Below are 21,922 nucleotides of genomic sequence, written 5' to 3'. Positions count from 1 at the left end.
ACGACATAGACTATCTAAGGGAAAGGTCGGATTACCTTGCACTGGACTGAGCAGGAAAAAGAAAAACTCCTGATTACCGTGGCTGCTAACCTCGCCCGCGAACGCAGAGGACGCGGACTTAAGCTGAATGTTCCCGAAGCTATCGCCTTGTTAACCTCCGAGCTCATGGAACGCGCACGCGATGGCATGAGTGTTGCAGAGTTGATGCGATACGGCGGCACGATCCTGACACGCGAAGACTGCATGGAAGGTGTACCCGATATGATTCCTGAGGTACAGGTGGAAGCCACTTTTCCTGACGGAACAAAACTGGTCACTGTCCATGAACCTATACGCTGAGAAAGGCAGGAGAACTCCATGATCCCTGGTGAATATCGCTTAAAACAGGATGATGAGATCGTCTGTCATCCCGATCGCTCAACCGTACGTCTGATTGTACTGAACCGTGGCGACCGCCCGGTTCAGGTCGGTTCTCACGTTCACTTCTATGAAGTCAATGCTGCGCTGGACTTTGATCGCCCTTCTGCTTTTGGGCACCGCCTGCATATTCCGGCAGGCACCGCTGTTCGTTTTGAACCTGGTGAAGAAAAACCGGTCGAACTGACCACATTTGGCGGCAAACGTCAGATTTATGGATTTAACGGATTAACTGAAGGTTCAGCAGATCAGCCACCTGATCCACAGAAACTGGATACATTTCTGAAGGCTTTTGCACCCCCTGTGCAGGACGGAGGGGAACCTCTATGAAACGAATGAGCCGAGAACAATATGCATCCATGTTCGGACCCACAACCGGGGATGCCGTCAGACTGGCGGATACGGAACTGTGGGCTGAGATTGAGCATGATTATGCTGTCTATGGAGATGAAAGCAAATTCGGCGGTGGTAAGGTTATTCGTGACGGGATGGGTCAGTCCACATCAGCCCTTCGCAGTGACGGTACACCCGATACCGTCATCACCAACGCCGTCATCATCGATCATTGGGGGATTGTAAAAGCGGACATTGGCATTCGTGATGGTCTCATCTGCGCAATCGGCAAATCCGGTAACCCGGATACGATGGACGGAGTTGATCCCGCGTTGGTTATTGGCGCTTCGACCGAAATCATTGCCGGGGAAGGCATGATTGTAACCGCAGGAGGCATTGATACCCATATTCATTTCATCTGCCCACAGCAGATTCAGACTGCGTTATCCTCCGGGGTCACGACCATGATCGGCGGTGGTACAGGGCCGGCAACAGGCACCAAAGCCACCACCTGTACACCTGGAGCCTGGCATATCCACCGGATGTTGGAGGCCGCAGAAGCATTTCCCATGAATATCGGTTATCTCGGCAAAGGCAACAGCTCCAGCACCGCTCCATTAATTGAACAGATTGAAGCCGGGGTCATTGGACTGAAGCTGCATGAAGATTGGGGCACAACGCCAAGTGCGATCGATGCTTGTCTGACCGCAGCCGGAGAACATGATGTTCAGGTAGCCATTCATACCGATACGCTGAACGAGACCGGGTTTCTGGAAAATACATTGGCGGCCATTAACGGACGCACGATTCATACCTATCATACGGAAGGTGCTGGCGGCGGACACGCGCCGGATATTATCCGCGCTGCCGGAGAGTCTTACGTCATCCCCTCTTCAACCAACCCAACACGTCCTTACACACGCAATACCGTAGAAGAACATCTTGATATGCTGATGGTTTGTCACCATCTGGACCCATCGATCCCTGAAGACGTCGCCTTTGCTGATTCGCGTATTCGTCCCGAAACGATCGCGGCCGAAGACATTTTGCATGATCTTGGTGTATTCAGCATCATCAGTTCCGATTCACAGGCGATGGGCCGGGTTGGCGAAGTCATTATTCGCACCTGGCAAACCGCCGACAAGATGAAAAAGCAGCGCGGCAAGCTTGAACTGACCCCAGGCTCACCGTCCGATAACGATCGGATCAAAAGGTATGTCGCCAAATATACGATCAATCCGGCTATCGCTCACGGCATAGGCCATCTCGTCGGTTCTGTCGAGGTTGGCAAGCTCGCAGACCTGATCGTCTGGAACCCGACCTATTTCGGTGTAAAGCCCGAGATGGTCATCAAGGGAGGTATGATCACCTTCGCTCAGATGGGTGACCCCAACGCATCGATCCCTACGCCGCAGCCCGTCTTCGGCAGACCGATGTTCGGTGCTTACGGCGGCGCACTCGCCAAAGGGTCGATCACCTTTGTCTCCCAAGCCGCAGCAAATGCGGGAATCAAGGAGGCATTAGGCTTGAACAAGCGCGTGGAACCCGTCAAAGGCTGCCGTTCCGTGAGCAAAAAAGACATGATTCACAATGACGTAACACCCATCATTGAAGTCGATCCCGAAACCTATGAGGTACGGGCGGATGGCGAGCTTCTCACCTGTGAGCCTGCGGACGAATTACCGATGGCACAACGCTATTTCATGTTTTGACAAAGGGGGCCACGCATGATGATGCACAGCGGCACGAAATTGCTCCGTTATGTTCAACTGCTGGATTCAGCCCTGCCCATTGGCGGGTTCTCCCACTCGTTCGGTCTGGAGGCATACACTCATGATGGCAGGATACGGACCACCGCCAAACTCGAACAATTCATTCGCGGCCAGCTTCATTCCAGCCTCGTGCGGCTCGATGGTCTCGCCATCAAAGGTGTTTACCAGGCCATTGAGCAACAGGATGCCGCCCTTCTAGCCCTTTACGACAAACGTGTACACGCCCAGCGAACCCCCAGGGAACTGCGGGAAAGTGGACACAAGATGGGGAAGCGATTACTCAAACTTGCGAGATCACTTTACCCATGGATGGACTTTTCTCTAATCGATGAAGCTGTACAGGAACACGGTGCTTTTTGCGGCATTACAACGATTCACGGCTACATCAATGATCAGCTGGAAATTGGACTGGATGAAGCCGTCACCGGACATTTGTATACTTCAGTTAACGCTTATGTAAACAGCGCTCTGCGTCTTCTACCTATCGGGCAAACCGAAGCACAGATGCTTATTCAAAAACTTTTGCATGATATTGAATCTGCATGGTCTTTAATTCGGGACGACAACCCGGAAGATATGCACAGCTTCGGTATTGCCCAGGAAATCTATGCTATGCGGCATGAGAGTCTGCCAGCCCGTCTGTTCATGTCCTAACTACTACAATAATTCAAAACCAAGGAGGAATTTGTTATGTGTGGAGGAGCTAATCATACGCATCATGCGGAGTGGGAACGTAAGGTATTTGATCGGAGTCGCCCGATGCGAATCGGAATCGGTGGGCCGGTAGGTTCAGGAAAAACAGCCCTAGTGGAGAAGCTGTCCAAGGCACTGCGTACACGCTACAGCCTGGCCGTTATTACTAATGATATTTATACGAAGGAAGATGCCGAGATTTTGCTGCGTCAGAATGCGCTCGCACCGGAACGTATTATTGGTGTTGAAACAGGGGGATGCCCGCATACCGCTATTCGTGAGGATGCCTCCATGAATTTCGAAGCCGTTGATGAGTTGATTGAACGCTTCCCGGACCTGCAGCTGATCTTTATCGAAAGTGGCGGCGACAATCTCTCTGCTGCATTCAGCCCGGAACTGGCAGACGTATTCATTTACATTATTGATGTGGCTCAAGGTGAAAAACTGCCTCGTAAAGGCGGTCCGGGTATTACACGTTCAGACCTGCTCCTGATTAACAAGACTGATCTTGCTCCTTATGTAGGCGCAAGTCTGCAAGTCATGAAGGATGATACTGAACGGGTGCGCGAAGGACGGCCTTATGTGATGTCGAACCTGATGAGCGGTGAAGGGGTATCCGAAATCGTCCATTGGCTTGAACATCAATATATGGATGACGATGCTTCCGCTGCGCATCTGCATACACACACCCATGACCACGGAACGACTCACAGCCACTAATTCATCTTCCTCTTTACATGGAGCTGAACATGGACTGAACCGCAGTACCGGAGAGGCCGTGATACGCCGCAGCGAGCTTCGGGCCACTTTCGCCCTCCAAGGCGGGCGCACCGTCATGACCGATCGGTATTACAGCGCCCCTCTCCGGTTCAGTCGATCCTTTCGACCTCCGGGTGGTGGAGATGAATTATGTGTATACACTTCAGACGTCTCTCCAGGCGTGCTGAACGGTGATCATTATCGATCCGAGTGGCAATTGGGCCAGAACACTCACTTAATGCTAAGCAGCACATCAGCGACGAGGCTTCATCCCACACCTACTGCTCCATCGTCTGTGAACCATCACTTTCGGCTGGAGCAAGGAGCGGTGCTGGAGTACTTCCCTGAATGTGTCATACCGTTTAAAGGCAGCTCATCCTCACTGACCACGACCTTTGAGCTGGGTGAACAAGCAGTGCTTGCGTATGCCGATATCTGGTCGGCTGGACGGATTCATCGGGGAGAAGTCTTTCAGTTCAAGCGATATCGCAGTCTGACAGAAATCTGGCAAGGGAAGCAGTTGGCCGTGTGGGATCGATTCGGACTCGAACCAGCATCGGGCGATCCGAAATCATCCTCAGCGTTGTTAGATTACACCCACACTGCGGCTTTATGGATGATTGCCCCTGGATTGGGCGCAGCACAGTTGGAGTCCGTACGGTCCATCTTGCCTCCAGATGGTCGCATGCTTGCCGGGGCCAGCTTGCTCGCTACAGGCGGGATCGGTGTTCGTTTGCTCGGAAAGGCTGCCTGGGAACTTCAGGAGCAATGTCTTCAGATCTGGAACACCCTTCGCTCCGATCTTTTGGGGAAACCCAACCTTATATTCCGCAAGTGAAGACTATACGTCTATTGGAATGGCTTGCGAAATCACATATTCATGTTTCAACGGGGCCCAAAGAAAAAACCTCTGAACAACTCTCCGACGTCTTTCGGATTGTTCAGAGGTTTTATATATCCTGATGATTCAGTCAAGTTGCACCTTTCAATAACTCACGCTACAAAAGCTCATCTCCTTCAGGCTTATCTTCTCCCTTGTAACGAAAGTCGCCTGAATCTCTGCTTTCTTTGGACTTGCGATAACGTGTAAATTCAATATATTCACTGATAAAAGACTGTTCCACAGTTGATAATTCACTCTCTTGGCAATCCAATTGCCGCAGCACGTCAAAAAAATAATTCTCCCGTTTTTCCCGCACCATCGCTTCCTTGGATGGACGCCCAATCATGAGCCAGTCGAGGCTCACATCAAAAAACGAAGCAATCTCAATTAGTTTATTTGTACTCGGAGTAGATTTACCGCGTTTCCAGTCACCCAGATTACCCGTGCTAATCTTCAGTTGCTTACAGAATACTTTCTTAGTCATTCCTCGCTCGGCAATTAGATGTTCAATTCGCTCATAGATCGACTGCATAATAAACCGCCTTCCATCCGAAATAATTTAAAACATCCACTTGTCTCCACCAATCGCCGGACAATTCGTATACCCGATTGTACCACAATATTCCTGAATACTCCGTGTTATCATCCCAGTCTTCTGCTCTCAGCGGAATGCATAGAAAACAGTGATACTCGTCTTCCCCGCCAATCACCATTCGAGTCTAATCTATACATTGTTGCTCTAAAGCATTCGAGAAGACCTAACGTCCAAATGTATTCGAGTTTGTGTAGAGAACTACACGATCTTGCTGCTACACCGACTCATCTGCCTCAGGATTATCTTCTGCCTTGTAACGAAAAGCGTTTGAATCCCTGCTTTCTTTGGATTTGCGATAACGGGTAAATTCAATATATTCACTGATAAAAGACTGTTCCACAGTCGATAATTCGCTCTCTTGGCAATTCAATTGCCGCAACACGTCAAAAAAATAATCCTCCCGTTTTTCCCGTACCATCGCTTCCTTGGATGGACGCCCAATCATGAGCCAGTCAAGGCTCACATCAAAAAACGAAGCAATCTCAATTAGTTTATTCGTACTCGGAATAGATTTACCGCGTTTCCAGTCACCCAGATTGCCCGTGCTGATCTTCAGCTGTTGGCAGAAAGCCTTCTTGGTCATTCCTCGTTCAGCAATCAGGTGTTCAATTCGCTCATAGATCGACTGCATACAGAACCGCCTTCCAACCGTAATAATCAATACATATACCTAAATTATACCACAACCTTATTGAATGCTCAGCCTTTTCATCCCAGGAATACGTTCTGGTATTTCTCATAACACAAAGATAGACTCCCATGAATAATCACGAGAGCCTATCTTATACCGTTTGTTGCTGTGATGCGGTCGAGAGGACTCGAACCTCCACGGGTATACACCCACTACCCCCTCAAGATAGCGTGTCTGCCATTCCACCACGACCGCATATTCAATTTGTAAAAATGGTGAGCCATGAAGGGCTCGAACCTTCGACACCCTGATTAAAAGTCAGGTGCTCTACCAACTGAGCTAATGGCTCTTGCTGTAACTTCACCGGATGTGCCATACGTAACTCTTTTGTTCAGGAGCTATGACTTTTTGAGGATACCTCGTCAGGATTGTGCACCCCTGAGGTGGTGAAGATAATGACCCGTAGGGGATTCGAACCCCTGTTACCTCCGTGAAAGGGAGGTGTCTTAACCCCTTGACCAACGGGCCTTGTAAACAAGTTGTCTTTCTTGGCGACAAGAATGAGTATATCATAGGCCAACTTAAATGTGCAACACTTTTTTTCATTTTTTTATGCACTCCTGTTCCCCTCCTTCTTCATGAGGTCAAGAGCGTGTTCACGCCTGAAATGTCTTTCACAAATTTATCACCGTCATCCTCGCAATTTGTAAAATCAGCATCAAAAAACTTAAATACACTTACATTCACTTATAATATTGCAAATCTCATTATTAGTACTTATAATTAACTTATCAGTTATATACACGGTCAGCTACGTATAAGGAGGCGGCACGTTTGTTTCAGGAAGAACGAATGCAGCTGATTATTGAACATTTGCGTAAACACAATCGCATCTCGGCTGATGATATTGTATCCCTCTTTGACGTTTCCCGGGACACAGCACGAAGGGATCTGATCAAGCTTGAAGAACAGGATGCCATTATCCGAACACGCGGCGGTGCAATTCTCCCCGTTCCACCAGACGAGCACCGATCCTATAAAGATCGTCTGCTCCACATTTCCGATGAAAAAAGAGCTATTGGCAAGCTAGCCGCTGCTATCGTCCGCCAAGGCGAACACATTATTCTGGATTCTTCCACTACAGTGCAGACCTGTGCCGAAAATCTAAACGGCAAATCCTGCACCGTCATCACCAATTCCATTTATTCAGCTGAACTTCTCTCCAATCATACCGCTGTCGAGATTCGTTTGCTGGGCGGCAAAGTCGATAAGGAACAACGTTACGTCTATGGTACTTCAGTGATTGAAACTCTTTCCCATTATTATGTAGACAAAGCCTTTATCGGCATTGGCGGAATTACGATGGACGGCTTCAGTGCCTCTGAAGAAGAAGGAAAGATCAAGCACAAAATGATGCAGGCTGCGAAACAGGTTATTGTACTCGCTGACCATTCCAAGTTTGATAGGCGTTATGGTTATCGTTTTGCGGACTGGTCACTCGTTAACATGTTAATTACAGATCAATGGCCTTCCCAAGAATGGCGGACTTTTCTAGCCGAACAGCAAGTCGAGATTCTCATTCCTGAACCCACAATTGAAAAGGAGTTGTAATATATGAAATTATTTGCTACCGATCTAGATGGAACACTATTGAACAGAGACAGTCAGATCAGCCCGGAAAATGCAGCTGCAATCCATAAGGCGCAACAAGAAGGATTGAAGATTACGATTGCTACAGGACGGGTCTATTCCGACGTATTAACGATAAGCAGCGAAGGCGGAATTAACACGCCAGTCATCGGCTCCAACGGAGCTACCATCCATGATGCCAACGGTGAACGCCTATTCCATCTTCCACTTGAGCGTGAGACGGCCGCATCCGTCATGCAGTGGCTGGAGGATCACCATTGCTACTATGAGGCCTCCACACAACAGGGGATATATGCCCCTATCAGCAGCCATGAGGCGATGCTCGCTGAAATGGATCGCATCCTTGGCTCAAGTCCCGGGGAGGATATTGAACGCCTTATTCGAGCTGTTAAGAAGCACTATGACAAGAAAGACTATCACCGCGTAAACTCCCATCAGGAAATCCCTTCCGAAGCTTACATTTACAATATTATGGCCTTTTCATTGGATCCGGCTCAATTACAGCAGGGACGCGAATACTTTGCCTCTCGCTCGGATGTAGCCATGGTGGTGTCCTCTGAACACAACTTCGAAATGCAGCATCCTGATGTATCCAAAGGTAACGCCTTAAGCAAACTGGCAGCCCATCTGAACATCTCCATGGAAGATACAGCAGCCATTGGTGATAACTTCAACGATGTATCCATGCTCAAAATGGCAGGACTCGGTATTGCCATGGGCAATGCTGAACCGGAGATTAAGGCGATTGCCAAGGCTATCTCTTTGACCAATGTGGAGCATGGTGTCGCACATGCCATTCAGTGTGTTCTTGAAGGCAAGCCCGTTTCCCGGCCAGAGACCGTCATTGAAGGCAGTCAGTAATTGATTGTCGTTATAGCTCGGCATTGCGATCTCGCGACCTAGCGAAAGCTTAGGGATACCCTGGGCTCATCTCATATCTACAGATCGAACGTGAGGCACATCCTGCAATAAAATAATTAATTGCTCGGCCCGATATGATCCAGGCAGTTGCAGAGTGAATTCAAGTACAGTCTCCTCCCCGGAGTCTGTGCTTATTTGCTGTTCTGTTTTGAATCCGACCACCGAAATTTTCTCCTGTCCCAGCAAAGCCAAAACGGTTTTGAGGGTGTCCCCTTCCTTTAGCAGTCGAATAGTCAATGTCTCTGTTCGCGCAGACACTAACCAGCGTGTCGGCCGATGCAGCAGCATCTGGGCCAGAACAATAAGCAGCGTCACCCCCGCACCTGTCCAATACAATCCCGAACCCACAGCCAGTCCCATTCCTGCAGTCGCCCAGATTCCCGCCGCTGTCGTCAATCCCCGGACCGTGTGGCGCTGTGTGAAGATCATTCCGGCTCCAATGAAGCCGACCCCACTGACCACCTGTGCGGCAATCCTGGATGGGTCAAGCGACAGATTCGGCCAGCCTGCCTGATCCTGAAAGCCATACTTGGATACAATCATCATCAACGCTGCACCTACAGCAACAACAAAGTGAGTACGTATCCCCGCTTCCTTCATTCGGTTCTTGCGCTCATATCCGATCAACACGCCGCATATGCCAGCTACGAGTACACGCATTAAGTATTCCATTTCCATGCTCATCACCTCTCTTATGTATATGCTTACATGTCTCTTTCTTTACTATTTACCCAATCCTTGACTAATAAAATAGCCGAATGTATAGATTACTTGGATGAAATCTTTATGAAGTCTCATATACACAGAAAGAAGCGGCGCCCCAACTGGCCCCACTTCATCTATTCTGGATTACTTGCTGATTGTCTATGCTATTTTAGAGTCCACACATCACTTCTCTGCCCGAAAGCTCTCCCCATACCGTTCTCCAAGTCCATAATAATGTCGGAAATTATAAATTAAAGGATTCCACTTCTCTGGGTTAATCTTGTTCAAACCTGATAACAGCCGGGTATGTGCGTGTACCTTCAATGCTTTTACTTCCACAATCGCCATAAAAGGCGTATGTTCGGGAATGCGAATGTGCTGTACCGCGGCTTCGATCTGGAGCGGACATTCCGCTATTTTATCCGGCTCAACCTGAATTGAACTTTGGGGTGTCAGTCCAGAGACGGCAAATTTATCATCGCAAAACTCAAACCCCATCTTCCTTTTCTCTTCAGGAACGGGATATCTTCCGGTATAACGCCCCAACCGCTCAACCTGCTCCCACATGGTTGCATCTGGCAGATTAATTACACATTCGGGATGACGACGCAGGTTCTCAAAGGCTTTGCCCTGAATACCCACTCCAAGTACCAAGCAGTCGCCCAGTGCCCAGGATGAAGAAAGCGGAGACAGGTTCGTCGTTCCATCTTCGTTTAACGTGCTCAGCAGCAATACTGGTGTGCCATAGTACAAAATACTTGGAGTTGTCACCTCATGCTGCATCAGTTCTCTGTTCAAATCCCGATGGTTCACCGATTCAAACTCTTCGTGCGTTCTATCATTGGTATACATTTCTTCTTCCTCCACTCTTCAATCCATCCCTTCTATCTGTTAGGTTGTAATTCTTGCATGGTTGAATTGTAATACACCAATAGTTAAGGTATCATCGAAGTATGAATACATATCCGAATATTTCTGTTATTGCGTCGTTAATTGCTGATCCCAGTCGTGCTATTTTTTTGGAAGCTTTGTTGGATGGTCGTGCCCTTCCTGCCGGCGAACTCGCTTACATGGCGAGTGTTACTCCTCAAACGGCAAGCAGTCATCTCGCCAAGCTGGTCGAAGGCGGGCTGCTCGTCGTTGAACAGCAAGGACGGCATCGATACTATCGTCTCGCAGGCAAAGAGGTTGCTTTTCTGATTGAGACGATGGGAAGTATCGCCGCACCAGTACAAGTGAGATCCCTCAAACAGTCCAACCAGCTTCAGCATCTAAGCTTTGCTCGAACCTGTTATGGGCATCTGGCTGGAAAGTTAGGGATATCGTTGTGTGAAGCTTTATTGCGGGAGGGATATCTCGAAGAACCTGAGGAAGAGCAGGCCAAGGATTACCACATTACAGAGATAGGGATTCAATGGCTCACTTCTTTTGGCATTATTCTTGAAGGGAAAGCCGGATCACGCCGCGCTGTGGCTCGTAAATGTCTGGATTGGAGTGAACGTCGTCACCATATCTCCGGAGTACTGGGAGACGAACTGGGACGCCGCTTGTCTGAACTGGACTGGACCCGCCAGAAGGCAGGCAGCCGTTCGGTGGAAGTCACGGAAGCTGGCAAGAAGGGTTTGTACGAGGTATTCGGCATTTCACTATAGGTCGGCAATCGCTCTTTCGTGTACATTGGCAAAATGAGATACATCAAAAATCCCCCTCCTCAGTAACCTTTGTCGGTAACCGGGGAGGGGGATTATGTTTTATTTTATTGAGAACGGAGAGAGAGGGATACTCTCACTTCATTCGAGACTGCGATGTATGGCTTACGAAGCATATGCTCCGACGAACCTTTAGGGTTCTCATCCCTTATACAGAGAAGTAAATCAGAACGGAGAGAGAGGGATTCGAACCCTCGCACCGCTTACGCAGTCTAACCCCTTAGCAGAGGGTCCCCTTATAGCCACTTGGGTATCTCTCCAAGAATGGCTCCCCGAACAGGGCTCGAACCTGTGACAACTCGATTAACAGTCGAGTGCTCTACCAACTGAGCTATCAGGGAATAATAATCTTGAATAACCTAAATTTATCATGATTAATATTCCAAGTCAACATGCCTCCGGTGACTTTCTTAATAAGCTTTAGATACTCTTATTAATAGTCACCACGAGCACAGTACACATGGCTCTGTGGTAACAAGTGGCGCTGCCATAAACCATTCACCTTAGATTGTATGAATCCCTAACTTGCCCGCACATCGACCACAGCGGTACCGCTTCGGATCAACTTTGCGTTTACGCAAATATTCCGTGCCACAGCTTTTGCATACCAGCTTATAGCGATAAGGTAATGGCTTTCTGCCCTTTCCATCCGGAAGGGACTGACAGAACCTCGAACCGCCAACCTTCTGCAACAGGGCCTTGAATTCTGGGTCCCGGTGTTGGTAGCCGCGTCCACGAATGTGCAGATGATAGTGACACAGCTCATGCTTGATGATTTTCTCAACCTCTTCCCGCCCATAGGCTTCGAGCTGATGAGGATTAATCTCTATTCGATGACTCTTGAGCATATAGCGCCCACCTGTCGTGGTCAGACGACGGTTAAACAGCGCCTCATGAGTGAACGGAACCCCGAAATGATCGAGTGACACCTGCTCAATCCATTGCTGCAATTCCTCATTTTCCATCGGTTTGTCCTCCTTTCACACCCCTTGGGCCATTTGTTTTTCCGCCATAATACTTGAATTTTAACCGTTTCGTAGGCTACACTGTCAAGTAGAATGTATGAGGGGAGATTATTACTCGTTATGCCTACAATGCGCTACGTCATCCTACAGCAGGAACAGCAATTGCAGTTTGTGGAAATGCCTGCCGATTACGCTTATCAACTCAGTGCGCTCAACCTTCGCCTGCACAAAGAGATTGACAAACTTACCGCAGCAGATGTACCTGTTCTGCCTTGGGCAATCGCCGAATGTGACAATCTTGATCTTCTGGACGAGCAACTCTCCATCATCGGAGGCCTTGATTATATCAATGCGCTTGAACAAAGCTTTGCAGCACTAAGAGAGAGCGAATATCCTTTGATTTCCCTGCTCACTGAAATTCGGGCGCTTCAGGCCCAATTAGAGCAATGGTATGAAGAAGAGATGGAATCACTCTAATGTACTTATGGACTTATTAATAATGCAGGATGGAACCAAAAGCGCATCTCCTCAAAACGGAGGTTGCGCTTTTTTCACTTTTCCAACCCTACATTCATGGGCCCCGCCCCTCGTATATCCGTATAGATATTGAATTTTCCGTGTTCATCACGGGTTAATCCGCACAGTCCAGGCTATTGCCACATATGCTAACGTACAGATGAATTATGCAAGAGGAGGAGATACCCTTGCCTCAATGGCTTTGCAATCAACTGATGCGTGCATTTCACAAAAAGGACAGCAGACAGATCAAGCTTCTGAACGAATGCTGGTTCTTTTACCGAAACAAACCGACAAGTGGCACCCCGCGCAGCGCGGACAGCGAACTCTAAGAATCTGACGCCACTCTCTCCGTCCACTTCAAGCTCTCACTTCATTCATAAAATCCCTTCGAAGAATACAGTACGGGCAACAGTACTATTATAACTGACACAAACAGCCTTCCCGTTACAGGGAAGGCTGTTCTCCAATCATTGTGCCTGGATTAGGAAGACTGCTTAGAAGAAGCAGGTTTTTTCATCGTGAGGCCGACACGGCCTTTTTTGGTATCCACGTTCATCACCCAAACCGTTACATTATCCCCCACAGATACAACATCCATCGGATGTTTAACGTAACCGTTGCTCAGCTGTGAGATGTGGACAAGTCCGTCACTCTTGATGCCGATGTCAACAAAAGCACCAAAGTCGATTACGTTACGAACCGTACCTTGCAGCTCCATGCCTTCCACCAAATCTTCAATTTTGAGCACATCCGTGCGGAAGATCGGTAGCGGCATTTCCTCACGCGGGTCACGACCCGGACGCTGCAAGCTGTCCAGAATGTCACGCAGTGTAGGCACGCCCACATCCAGCTTCACAGCCAGCTGTTCCGGTTGTTGCTCCGACAGGAGCACAGACAGTTCCTTGCTGCCCAGCTTGTCCAGCGCAACCTGAAGCTCCTTAAAGAGCTGGTCAACGACCTTATACGATTCAGGGTGAATCGGTGTGCGATCCAGTGGGTTCTCACCTTCAGCAATCCGCATAAAGCCTACGCATTGCTCATAGGTTTTGGCCCCCAGACGCGGCACCTTCTGCAACTGGCGACGATTCGTGAACCGGCCGTTCTCTTCGCGGTATTTCACAATATTTTTGGCAATGGTGGCATTTACACCCGCAACATAGGACAGCAGTGAAGGCGAAGCCGTGTTCACATCCACGCCCACATGGTTAACTGCGGATTCCACAACAGCCTTCAAGCTTTCTTCCAATATTTTTTGAGAAACGTCATGTTGGTATTGGCCTACACCAATGGCTTTTGGATCGATCTTAACCAACTCAGCCAGCGGGTCCTGCACCCGGCGGGCAATTGAAGCAGCACTCCGCTCAGCAACGTCAAGATCCGGGAATTCTTCCTGAGCCAGCTTGGATGCAGAATACACACTCGCTCCAGCTTCATTGACGATCAGATACACGAGACTTTCGTCCCCGTTCTCCTGAATAATCTCGGCAACAAACTGTTCTGTTTCACGCGACCCGGTACCATTACCGATAACAATCAATCCGATATCGTACTGCTTGATCATCCGATGGAAAACCTCGGCAGCTTCACGCTTCTTGTTGTGTGGTGGCGTTGGGTACGTAACAGCCACTTCCAACAGCTTGCCCGTATCGTCGACCACAGCCAGCTTACAACCGGTACGATAGGCAGGATCGACACCAAGCACACGTTTGCCATGAATCGGCGGCTGAAGCAGCAGATTGCGAAGATTGGCCGAGAATACGGATATCGCTTGGTTTTCACCTTTTTCCGTCAGTTCTGCACGAACCTCACGCTCAATTGAAGGGGCAATCAATCGTTTGTAAGCATCTTCAATCACAGCACGCAATACGTCCTGGACCGCAGATGTACCCTTGATGATCTGTCCTTCCATATGACGGTGAGCCGGTTCAGGCTGCACGTCCAGACCCACTTTCAAAATGTTTTCACGTTCACCGCGGTTAATGGCGAGAATACGGTGAGGCGGCATTTTTTTGGCTAATTCACGATAATCATAGTAGTTCTCATATACAGACTCCTGCTCAGCATCCTTCGCTTCCGAAGTCAGCATGCCATGATCGAGCGTATAACGACGAATCCATGCACGAATAGCAGCATCATCTGCAATATTCTCAGCTAAAATATCTTTGGCTCCCTGAAGTGCGATCTCTGCATCTTCTACCCCAAGTTCAGCATTGATATAACGCGCAGCTTCCTCCATAACATTACCTTGCTTCGGTTGACCCCAGATCCAGACAGCTAGTGGTTCAAGACCTTTTTCCTTCGCTACACTGGCACGGGTTTTCCGCTTCTGACGAAACGGACGGTACAAGTCCTCCACTTCCTGCAGCTTAACTGCCTGCGTGATGGATTGTTTCAATTCTCCGGTCAGCTTGCCTTGTTCCTCTATAATACGGATGACTTCCACTTTGCGGTCTTCCAGATTACGCAAGTATACGATGCGTTCTTCAATGAGCCGCAGCTGGTTCTCATCCAGCTCTCCAGTCATTTCTTTGCGGTAGCGGGCGATAAATGGAATCGTATTGCCTTCGTCCAGAAGCTCCGACGTGGTGCGGACCTGCTTCAAGGACAGTGACAGTTCCTTGGCTACCTGTTTGATGATTCGTTCATGGCGTTCTGCCTTTATTGTTTCTTCATTGGGTTCCAGAACCGTTTCCTGTTCAGACAAAATAAATCCCTCTTTCCTTCCTGAATCGTTCAGTTGAAGCTTGTTCAGGGCAGCTTTGCTGCTGTAATCACAGTATCGAACCTGCATACATACAGATTCCTCTCCCCTATATTATCACAAAATCCCGTTCAGATTTCCAGCATTCGTCCAGGTTACAAGTTCTTACAATTGAGATTACGTATCAAACCTACGTCTCAGCCATAAGAAAAGACCGAAAAACGTCTCCAGACGTCTTCCGGTCTCCCCTGATAAACCCTGCGTTCACGCCAGTTTATTATACCCGTTCGAAGCGGAACATTTCACTCAGATAGTCTCCAGATGCACGGCCTACCGAGATCCCACCATACATCAGTGCATCCCCGGTATATGTCTCGGAGCCACCTTTCAGGCGGTAATCCGCATTAGGGTCCAAGCCCTTCAGCTTCAGACGTTGGAGCGGTGCATTCGGTTCAGAGAGCACACGGAAGTAGAATACAACGGCTTCGCTGCCATCTGGTGAAATAAACATCCATGCCGTTTCATTTCCCTCAAACGGACTTAGCAAGCGGCGGAACGTTCCGTATTGGATGGTTCCCCGAATTTCTTTGTACAGCTCAACCTGCGCCTTCACAATGGCATTCTCTTCCTCTGTGAAACGAGTCAAATCCAGCTCGTATCCAAAGTTACCGGACATAGCGACATGTCCACGAATTTCCAGTGAAGTAATTCGGTTGACCTGGTGATTAGGAACAGCAGAGATATGCGACCCCATTGAGCTTACCGGATACACCAGGCTTGTACCATATTGAATACGCAGACGGGATATTGCGTCCGTATTATCGCTGGTCCACGTTTGCGGCATGTAATACAGCATACCTGGATCAAAACGGCCGCCACCACCTGAACAGCTCTCGAACAGGATATTCGGGAACGCTGAAGTAATACGTTCCATGACTTCGTATAATCCAAGCATATAACGATGCGCAGTCTCACGCTGTCTGTCTGCCGGCAGCAATGCAGAGCCCACTTCCGTCATATTCCGGTTCATGTCCCATTTCACATAAGTGATTGGCGCAGATCCAAGCACATCGCTTAGCATGCGTACAATCTCATCACGCACATCCTGACGGGAGAAATCGAGTACCAATTGTTGGCGCCCTTCCGTGCGGCGGCGATCCGGCACATGCAGACACCAGTCCGGATGAGCACGGTACAAGTCGCTGTCAGGCGAAATCATCTCAGGTTCGAACCATAGTCCGAACTGCATGTCCAGACTGGTCACCCGATTTGCCAAATCATCCAGCCCTTGAGGCAGTTTGTTCTTGTCCACAATCCAGTCACCGAGTGACGAGTTATCGCTATCCCGATGTCCAAACCATCCGTCATCCAGTACGAACAGTTCAATACCAAGCTTTTTGCCTGCCTGGGCGATCTGCTCAATCTTATCTGCATTGAAGCCGAAATAGGTCGCTTCCCAGTTGTTGACCAGAACCGGACGCTCTGCATTGCGGAACTTGCCCCGTGCAAGGCGCTCCCGATACAGTTTATGATACGACTGAGACATGCCATCGAGACCCGCATCCGAGTACACCATGACCGTCTCAGGCGTCTGGAATGACTCCTGCGAATCCAGCTTCCAGCTGAACTCAAACGGATTGATTCCCAGCGATACACGCGTGGTGTGGAACTGATCCACTTCCGCCTGTGCTGTGAAGCTGCCGCTATATACAAGGCTGAAGCCATAGACTTCACCCTGATCTTCGTCTGTACCCGGTGTCATCAGGGCAATGAACGGGTTCTGCTGGTGACTGCTTGAACCCCGACGGCTCTCGATGCCTTGCAGGCCGGAAGCAAGTGGTCTGCGAACGATGTCCCGTTCACGCGTCCATGCTCCTGACAGTTGCAGTAATTCGTAATCGGCATGCGGGAAATCAACAGAAGAGCTGAGCGCACGTGCAATATTCACCGAGGTAGCACTCTCATTAATGATACTCATGGAACGCGTAATTGCATTAAATGCTGCAAAGGCCGTGTAGCTAAGTTCAATCTTGATCCCTGCAACACGATCTTCCAGTTCAACGATGAGTGTCTCAGCTTCATCGTCAGATTCAACATAAGTCGCAGGCAGTCCAGTAAGCGCTGCCTTTCCTTTGATCAGTCGATGGCCTGTATACGTAAACTCCGAAACGGTTGAACCATTCTCAAGCTCCAATTGAATTGCCGGATTACGGAAATCACTTGTACCGTATACGGGCAATTCTTGAGCCAATGTGTCGAAGGAGATCGTCCGGTCTTCCGGCACCGGATTCGGACTGAACGAAGCACGCTCTGTACGCACATGAAGCCAGCTTAGATCGGTATCACGCAGTCTTTTGCCATAATATAAATGTACCAAATATCCCGAAGGCAGGACCTGAAATACATAGCTTGCCTTTTGAGTCTGTAGATGAAATTGAAGCTTCTCCTGATCAATATAAATGCTCATATGTCTCCTCCACCTCTATATATGTCGATTGACGTAAACGGTTTCTCGGTATCATTATAACGAAAAGCTTCACAATGTTCTACGCTTTCATGAAGCTTTAATCAAAAGAGCGCACCCCGGCCGTTAGGCTGTTGTACGCTCTTCTGATTGCTGTCTGAAATTGTGTGTTCCTGCAAGGAACATCCATTGTCTACGGATGGCACGGCAGCAGAACAAAGAAACAACTGCCTGGTGCCTTAAAAATCGATTAAACCTAGGCTGATCTGTAAGGCTTCGTTGACCAGTTTCATGGTCTCCTCGTCCAGATGGGTAATCTTGTCGGTCAGCCTCTGCTTATCAATCGTCCGTATTTGTTCGAGCAAAATAACCGAGTCCCGGTCAAAGCCGTGTGCCGCCGCATCAATCTCCACATGCGTCGGCAGCTTTGCCTTTTGGATCTGGGCGGTGATCGCCGCCACAATACAAGTAGGACTAAACCGGTTGCCGATGTCATTCTGGATGACCAGAACCGGCCTGACTCCACCTTGCTCGGAACCGACAACGGGAGAAAGATCCGCAAAAAAAACGTCACCGCGTTTTACGATCAATGTCTACACCCCGCTAACTAAGCGGTCCAGAGTGCTGTCCGCATCTTCCTCCGCGTGAAAGGCCTCGGATGCCATGGTGAGGTTAATCTTCGCCATCTCCATGTACCCTCGCTGCATCGACTCACGGATGTAACGTTTCTTACGCTCCGTCAAATACAGCTTCATGGCCTGCCTAATCAATTCGCTGCGGTTGGAATTCTCCAGCGCTACGATGCCATCCACTTCTTGCAAAAGATAATCAGGCAAACTGATCATGATCCGCTTGGTGTTCTGCAAGTTGGCCACCTTTCTTCCACCCCCACAAACCTTTCGCCATTGTGAACCAGTATTACGTTTTTCCAGAACTTTTATACAAAGGAATATATATGCCCCGAGTATATCAAGTATGCTGTACTCCATTATAAACACGGGGAACAATATTCGTACAGACCAAACATCTCTTTTCAGGATTTTTCATCCCAGTCATCATTCATAATTCGAGATGCTCCGACAGTTTTCCTTCTGTTCTGAAAAAAAGTTTATTGGAAATAGCGTCCAGTCAAGCCATCAGGATGTCAAAAGAGGGTTGATTCTGGCGACTACTGCTCCATGACGGGTATAAACCCGCGGAATTCGGTGCGCCATCATGCAGATCACTTCGTAGTGAATTGTACCGAGCTGAGATGCCACCTCGTCTGCAGTTATGACTGCACCCGATTGGTGACCGATGAGAACAACCTCTTCGCCGACTTGAATTTCTTCTGCTTCTGCTGCAAAAGATTGTAGCGACACCATACACTGATCCATGCAGATCGTACCGACGACGGGAACACGGCGGCCGCGCACAAGTACTTGTGCTTTACCTGACAGCATTCTTGAAAATCCGTCTGCATAGCCGATAGGCAGGGTCGCTATTCGTTCATTCCCTTGTGTTACATAATGGGTTCCGTAGCTTACACCCCAATGAGGAGGCAGCGTTTTGACAAGAACCGCCTTCGTCTTCAGTGTCAATACCGGGGACAGCTTCACCACCTGATGATTCACCTCTGCGGTAGGATAGAGTCCGTAAAGACTGATTCCCACACGCACCATATCGTAGGACAATTCCGGCGTATCAATGGCGGCAGCGCTGTTCGCCGTATGTATAATCGGGATGACACATCCCTGATCCCGCAGTGCATCAACCACACTTCGGAACCGTCGATACTGCTCCAGTGTATAGGTCTTGTCTTTTTCATCCGCTTTGGCAAAATGGGTAAACATGCCTTCCAGGATCACCTGCTTCAGCTTGGCTGCTTCCAGAATGAAAGCAAGTGCCTCGTCGCCTGGCAACAGGCCAAGCCTGCCCATACCGCTGTCGATTTTGATGTGAACCTTTAGCTTACGAGAGGATGTGCCCGTCTCCAGATGTTGAATGGCTTCGAGTACTTCCCTACTGAACAGCGTTATGGTTACATCATGTTTCCAGGCTTCAGCGATGCCTTCTGGCGGCGTGTAACCCAATACCAGAATCGGAAGGGTAATTCCGTGTTGTCGCAATTCAAGCGCTTCGTCCAGAAAAGCCACACTTAAGTAATCCACGCCAACTCGTTCCAGTTCTCTGGCCGTCTCCACTGCTCCATGCCCATAGGCATTTGCCTTCACACAAGCGAGCAGCTTCATGCCTTGCGGCAATGCTTCGCGGAAAGCGTCTACGTTGTTGCACAAATGATCCAAATTGATTTCCGCTTGGGTCGGCCGATATTGTTCTTGCACGTTAAGTCACCTTCTCTAATCATCTTAATCCGGCTCACGTCAGACTCCATCGTAATGCTCAAGCATGTGACTGTCAAATGAACGGAAGATCTGCAGTCCAAAACACATACAGGAGCGCTATCCCGGAGCCGGGAGCAAACGCGGAATAAGACCTATAAGCCAGACCATGAATGAGATATTTGTCTCTCCATAACGTAACTCATCTGCTTATATCGTATTATTTACCCGGTTCCTCCCGCGTAGAAGCGTGTTTTGCATTATTGAGTACACTGGACCTAATCCTTTCTTATCTTACGCCGGATCATTGGCTGTTGATACACATAGCTTCAACTGAAATCATATCTTGCGAATCACTGCAATAAAACAGGAAAGATGACCTGTATATGCAGCAAAGCACCGGAGAATATCTCCGATGCTTCTTAGCATTCCTTATGTTAGGACGACTATACTTTCCAAATCATTTCCCTGACTCTTCCTGCATGGAGGTCGCAATCTGTATCATCTCGTTTTCTGGCAAATCTGCGCTTGTAATCCTGTACTCCACTCCATCTGTCATCCAAGTGAGTGTCTGTAAAGCATCTCCGCTGATCATTCCCAGGGTGAATCCAAGATCCACAACTCGGGACGGCGCAAGGGATACGGCTCTGTCCTGCGGCCGCGCCTCAAAGATCGTGTAATTATAAGTTCCTTCGTAACGAAGCATAACCGAATAGTCTCCTGACCCTTCCACGATCTGATCGTCTTTCAATTTGACGCCTTCCGGTGCATAGGTTGGCTGAATAACCCCGAAGCTGTCTGTACCTTCCGGCTCGGCTGATGTTGGTTCTTCCGTTCCTTGCCCGCTGGCTGGATCTTCTGAACCTTGCTGTTCGGCGTTATCACTCACACCCGTCTGTCCATCACTAACGGTTCCGCTTGGATTCGATGCAGAACCTTCCTCTGTAGCAGCTTGAGGTTTGGTAGTCTCTTTACCGTCCCCAGCAGGAGCCGCGCCTGAGTCAGTACCAGCCTTGCCACCATTTTCAGTAGCAGCAGTCATATTACGCTGCATGTCAAACGCGTCTTTCTCAAATTCGGTACCAAATTTGAAGCTATCGAACTTCACATCGACCACCACATTGGCATTCGAATCGGACACTTCTACCTGTTTCGGTGCGTAATCGCTTTTGTTCAACCATATTTTCTGTCTGACCAATGCATGTGTATTGTAGTTGGCAGCTACATCGAATACATAGCTTTCCTTCTCATCGGCAAACTGGCGGGTCGAATCACCTGTTATGCTGCGGATCAGCGTCTCGTAGAGGTATACCTGGCCTTGGTTATCCGGCCAGTTACTCTGGAAACGGAAGCTTTTGTTCTGACTCGGTGTCAGGACAAATACGCCCTCATCATTGCGCAGTACAATTTGTGTTACATCCTTTTTGGCATTCGTTAACGCGATACGATAATACGAAGGCTTTTGATGCCATACCTCGACCTTGTACTGCTGCGGCGTATCTCCGGTATGCAGCGTCATAACGCCTGCCCCCTGATAACTTTCCATTTCTCCTACGACTTCGTTCAGATCTTTGACCACGGCTGCCGCATCCTTCTTCCCGCAGGCGGCAAGTAAGGTCGATAAGACCAATACCATGGCAAGCATCCATGATATTCGGCGCATGACATCATCCCCTTTAGCACATGTTTTCACTTCAGGATTGTGCGTACAGCAGAACCCCTACTTGATTAGTACATGTTATGAGGGACTTGTTCGATATATGCGGACTAGTTTGACAAGCATTCCATCGTGCATTGCCACAATACCCTATCTGGTAACAAAATCAGTCTCGGGTAGGATGTAAAATCCAACCAGATTCTTCATAGTAAATACAGATAACAACC

At 48.9% G+C, this 21,922-nt stretch carries 22 protein-coding genes and 5 tRNA genes; 11 read left to right on the top strand and 16 right to left on the bottom strand.

The window, feature by feature from the left end; translation table 11 throughout:
- Window positions 1–36: 36 nt before the first annotated feature.
- From MKY42_RS07295 to MKY42_RS07270, 6 genes are read left to right on the top strand one after another with little or no spacing between them, the layout of a single operon-like run.
- Window positions 37–339, top strand: coding sequence for an urease subunit gamma (locus MKY42_RS07295; protein ID WP_076291707.1), 303 nt, complete (start codon window positions 37–39; stop codon window positions 337–339).
- A gap of 18 nt (window positions 340–357) precedes the next feature.
- Window positions 358–747, top strand: coding sequence for an urease subunit beta (locus tag MKY42_RS07290; protein ID WP_090894402.1), 390 nt, complete (start codon window positions 358–360; stop codon window positions 745–747).
- Window positions 744–2,462 (top strand): urease subunit alpha, encoded by a 1,719-nt coding sequence (gene ureC, locus MKY42_RS07285; protein WP_090894400.1) that lies wholly within the window; start codon window positions 744–746, stop codon window positions 2,460–2,462. The genes MKY42_RS07290 and ureC overlap by 4 nt, the downstream gene beginning before the upstream one ends.
- Window positions 2,463–2,477: 15 nt before the next feature.
- Window positions 2,478–3,176 (top strand): urease accessory UreF family protein, encoded by a 699-nt coding sequence (locus MKY42_RS07280; protein ID WP_339850069.1) that lies wholly within the window; start codon window positions 2,478–2,480, stop codon window positions 3,174–3,176.
- A gap of 36 nt (window positions 3,177–3,212) precedes the next feature.
- Complete coding sequence (gene ureG / locus MKY42_RS07275; protein WP_090894396.1) at window positions 3,213–3,935, top strand: urease accessory protein UreG; 723 nt, start codon at window positions 3,213–3,215, stop codon at window positions 3,933–3,935.
- Complete coding sequence (locus MKY42_RS07270; protein WP_339850066.1) at window positions 3,907–4,812, top strand: urease accessory protein UreD; 906 nt, start codon at window positions 3,907–3,909, stop codon at window positions 4,810–4,812. Before ureG ends, MKY42_RS07270 begins: the two co-directional genes overlap by 29 nt.
- Before the next feature lie 160 nt (window positions 4,813–4,972).
- On the opposite strand, the gene MKY42_RS07265 is transcribed toward MKY42_RS07270, so the two are convergent.
- From MKY42_RS07265 to MKY42_RS07245, 5 genes are all read right to left on the bottom strand, one after another.
- Entirely contained in the window at window positions 4,973–5,389 is a 417-nt protein-coding gene (locus MKY42_RS07265; RefSeq protein WP_339850063.1) for a helix-turn-helix domain-containing protein, read from the bottom strand.
- Window positions 5,390–5,666: 277 nt separating this feature from the next.
- Window positions 5,667–6,083, bottom strand: coding sequence for a helix-turn-helix transcriptional regulator (locus MKY42_RS07260; RefSeq protein ID WP_179265521.1), 417 nt, complete (start codon window positions 6,081–6,083; stop codon window positions 5,667–5,669).
- A gap of 172 nt (window positions 6,084–6,255) precedes the next feature.
- Window positions 6,256–6,338: transfer RNA gene (locus tag MKY42_RS07255), tRNA-Leu, on the bottom strand.
- A gap of 18 nt (window positions 6,339–6,356) precedes the next feature.
- Window positions 6,357–6,432 (bottom strand) — tRNA-Lys (locus tag MKY42_RS07250).
- 107 nt (window positions 6,433–6,539) lie between these two features.
- Window positions 6,540–6,611 (bottom strand) — tRNA-Glu (locus MKY42_RS07245).
- 306 nt (window positions 6,612–6,917) lie between these two features.
- Here MKY42_RS07245 and MKY42_RS07240 point away from each other — a divergent pair.
- Complete coding sequence (locus tag MKY42_RS07240; protein ID WP_090894388.1) at window positions 6,918–7,694, top strand: DeoR/GlpR family DNA-binding transcription regulator; 777 nt, start codon at window positions 6,918–6,920, stop codon at window positions 7,692–7,694.
- A 3-nt stretch (window positions 7,695–7,697) separates the two neighbouring features.
- Window positions 7,698–8,594: a Cof-type HAD-IIB family hydrolase gene (locus MKY42_RS07235; protein WP_339850061.1), complete on the top strand. Its 897-nt coding sequence runs from the start codon at window positions 7,698–7,700 to the stop codon at window positions 8,592–8,594.
- A gap of 66 nt (window positions 8,595–8,660) precedes the next feature.
- On the opposite strand, the gene MKY42_RS07230 is transcribed toward MKY42_RS07235, so the two are convergent.
- Both MKY42_RS07230 and MKY42_RS07225 read right to left on the bottom strand, forming a co-directional pair.
- The gene (locus MKY42_RS07230; protein ID WP_339850060.1) at window positions 8,661–9,332 is read right to left on the bottom strand and encodes an MgtC/SapB family protein; all 672 of its coding nucleotides are present in this window, start codon (window positions 9,330–9,332) and stop codon (window positions 8,661–8,663) included.
- Between the two features lie 210 nt (window positions 9,333–9,542).
- Complete coding sequence (locus tag MKY42_RS07225) at window positions 9,543–10,142, bottom strand: flavin reductase family protein (protein ID WP_339852778.1); 600 nt, start codon at window positions 10,140–10,142, stop codon at window positions 9,543–9,545.
- 170 nt (window positions 10,143–10,312) lie between these two features.
- On the opposite strand from MKY42_RS07225, the gene MKY42_RS07220 reads away from it, so the two are divergent.
- On the top strand, window positions 10,313–11,011 hold the full coding sequence (locus tag MKY42_RS07220) for a winged helix-turn-helix domain-containing protein (protein ID WP_339850057.1): 699 nt from the start codon (window positions 10,313–10,315) through the stop codon (window positions 11,009–11,011).
- A gap of 228 nt (window positions 11,012–11,239) precedes the next feature.
- On the opposite strand, the gene MKY42_RS07215 is transcribed toward MKY42_RS07220, so the two are convergent.
- The 3 genes from MKY42_RS07215 to MKY42_RS07205 all read right to left on the bottom strand — a co-directional run bounded on the left by MKY42_RS07215 (window position 11,240) and on the right by MKY42_RS07205 (window position 12,033).
- Window positions 11,240–11,328: transfer RNA gene (locus tag MKY42_RS07215), tRNA-Ser, on the bottom strand.
- Window positions 11,329–11,333: 5 nt separating this feature from the next.
- A tRNA-Asn gene (locus MKY42_RS07210) sits at window positions 11,334–11,409 on the bottom strand.
- Between the two features lie 162 nt (window positions 11,410–11,571).
- A complete protein-coding gene (locus MKY42_RS07205) occupies window positions 11,572–12,033 on the bottom strand; it encodes a SprT family protein (RefSeq protein WP_063564440.1) in 462 nt (153 codons plus the stop codon).
- 120 nt (window positions 12,034–12,153) lie between these two features.
- Between MKY42_RS07205 and MKY42_RS07200 the strand changes: the two genes are divergently transcribed.
- Both MKY42_RS07200 and cmpA read left to right on the top strand, forming a co-directional pair.
- Window positions 12,154–12,510: a hypothetical protein gene (locus tag MKY42_RS07200; protein ID WP_024630711.1), complete on the top strand. Its 357-nt coding sequence runs from the start codon at window positions 12,154–12,156 to the stop codon at window positions 12,508–12,510.
- Between the two features lie 227 nt (window positions 12,511–12,737).
- Window positions 12,738–12,881, top strand: coding sequence for a cortex morphogenetic protein CmpA (cmpA, locus tag MKY42_RS07195; protein ID WP_090808144.1), 144 nt, complete (start codon window positions 12,738–12,740; stop codon window positions 12,879–12,881).
- Between the two features lie 152 nt (window positions 12,882–13,033).
- Here the strand turns inward: cmpA and MKY42_RS07190 are convergent, their stop codons facing one another.
- The 6 genes from MKY42_RS07190 to MKY42_RS07165 form a co-directional block, all read right to left on the bottom strand.
- Complete coding sequence (locus tag MKY42_RS07190) at window positions 13,034–15,256, bottom strand: Tex family protein (RefSeq protein WP_339852775.1); 2,223 nt, start codon at window positions 15,254–15,256, stop codon at window positions 13,034–13,036.
- Between the two features lie 274 nt (window positions 15,257–15,530).
- Window positions 15,531–17,720: an alpha-galactosidase gene (locus MKY42_RS07185; protein WP_339850046.1), complete on the bottom strand. Its 2,190-nt coding sequence runs from the start codon at window positions 17,718–17,720 to the stop codon at window positions 15,531–15,533.
- Window positions 17,721–17,956: 236 nt separating this feature from the next.
- On the bottom strand, window positions 17,957–18,307 hold the full coding sequence (locus tag MKY42_RS07180) for a type II toxin-antitoxin system PemK/MazF family toxin (RefSeq protein ID WP_024630714.1): 351 nt from the start codon (window positions 18,305–18,307) through the stop codon (window positions 17,957–17,959).
- A gap of 3 nt (window positions 18,308–18,310) precedes the next feature.
- Complete coding sequence (locus MKY42_RS07175; RefSeq protein ID WP_024630715.1) at window positions 18,311–18,592, bottom strand: ribbon-helix-helix protein, CopG family; 282 nt, start codon at window positions 18,590–18,592, stop codon at window positions 18,311–18,313.
- A 261-nt stretch (window positions 18,593–18,853) separates the two neighbouring features.
- The gene (alr, locus tag MKY42_RS07170) at window positions 18,854–20,041 is read right to left on the bottom strand and encodes an alanine racemase (RefSeq protein ID WP_339850043.1); all 1,188 of its coding nucleotides are present in this window, start codon (window positions 20,039–20,041) and stop codon (window positions 18,854–18,856) included.
- A gap of 457 nt (window positions 20,042–20,498) precedes the next feature.
- Entirely contained in the window at window positions 20,499–21,701 is a 1,203-nt protein-coding gene (locus MKY42_RS07165) for a DUF4367 domain-containing protein (RefSeq protein WP_090894372.1), read from the bottom strand.
- Window positions 21,702–21,922: the final 221 nt, after the last annotated feature.

The organism is Paenibacillus sp. FSL W7-1088 (assembly GCF_037969855.1).
Taxonomy (GTDB): Bacteria; Bacillota; Bacilli; order Paenibacillales; family Paenibacillaceae; genus Paenibacillus.
Note: the sequence above shows the minus strand (reverse complement) of the source record. Positions and strands in the feature narration are given on the sequence as shown.

What these genes read in the sequence shown, in the direction of transcription:
- MKY42_RS07200 (WP_024630711.1), top strand. Translation starts at nt 12,154, where the DNA reads ATGCCTACAATGCGCTACGTCATCCTACAGCAGGAACAGCAATTGCAG.
- ureC (WP_090894400.1), top strand. Translation starts at nt 744, where the DNA reads ATGAAACGAATGAGCCGAGAACAATATGCATCCATGTTCGGACCCACA.
- ureG (WP_090894396.1), top strand. Translation starts at nt 3,213, where the DNA reads ATGTGTGGAGGAGCTAATCATACGCATCATGCGGAGTGGGAACGTAAG.
- MKY42_RS07165 (WP_090894372.1), bottom strand. Translation starts at nt 21,701, where the DNA reads ATGCGCCGAATATCATGGATGCTTGCCATGGTATTGGTCTTATCGACC.
- MKY42_RS07185 (WP_339850046.1), bottom strand. Translation starts at nt 17,720, where the DNA reads ATGAGCATTTATATTGATCAGGAGAAGCTTCAATTTCATCTACAGACT.
- MKY42_RS07225 (WP_339852778.1), bottom strand. Translation starts at nt 10,142, where the DNA reads ATGCAGCATGAGGTGACAACTCCAAGTATTTTGTACTATGGCACACCA.
- MKY42_RS07290 (WP_090894402.1), top strand. Translation starts at nt 358, where the DNA reads ATGATCCCTGGTGAATATCGCTTAAAACAGGATGATGAGATCGTCTGT.
- MKY42_RS07205 (WP_063564440.1), bottom strand. Translation starts at nt 12,033, where the DNA reads ATGGAAAATGAGGAATTGCAGCAATGGATTGAGCAGGTGTCACTCGAT.
- MKY42_RS07280 (WP_339850069.1), top strand. Translation starts at nt 2,478, where the DNA reads ATGATGATGCACAGCGGCACGAAATTGCTCCGTTATGTTCAACTGCTG.
- MKY42_RS07265 (WP_339850063.1), bottom strand. Translation starts at nt 5,389, where the DNA reads ATGCAGTCGATCTATGAGCGAATTGAACATCTAATTGCCGAGCGAGGA.
- MKY42_RS07230 (WP_339850060.1), bottom strand. Translation starts at nt 9,332, where the DNA reads ATGGAAATGGAATACTTAATGCGTGTACTCGTAGCTGGCATATGCGGC.
- MKY42_RS07235 (WP_339850061.1), top strand. Translation starts at nt 7,698, where the DNA reads ATGAAATTATTTGCTACCGATCTAGATGGAACACTATTGAACAGAGAC.
- MKY42_RS07260 (WP_179265521.1), bottom strand. Translation starts at nt 6,083, where the DNA reads ATGCAGTCGATCTATGAGCGAATTGAACACCTGATTGCTGAACGAGGA.
- MKY42_RS07270 (WP_339850066.1), top strand. Translation starts at nt 3,907, where the DNA reads ATGACCACGGAACGACTCACAGCCACTAATTCATCTTCCTCTTTACAT.
- MKY42_RS07220 (WP_339850057.1), top strand. Translation starts at nt 10,313, where the DNA reads ATGAATACATATCCGAATATTTCTGTTATTGCGTCGTTAATTGCTGAT.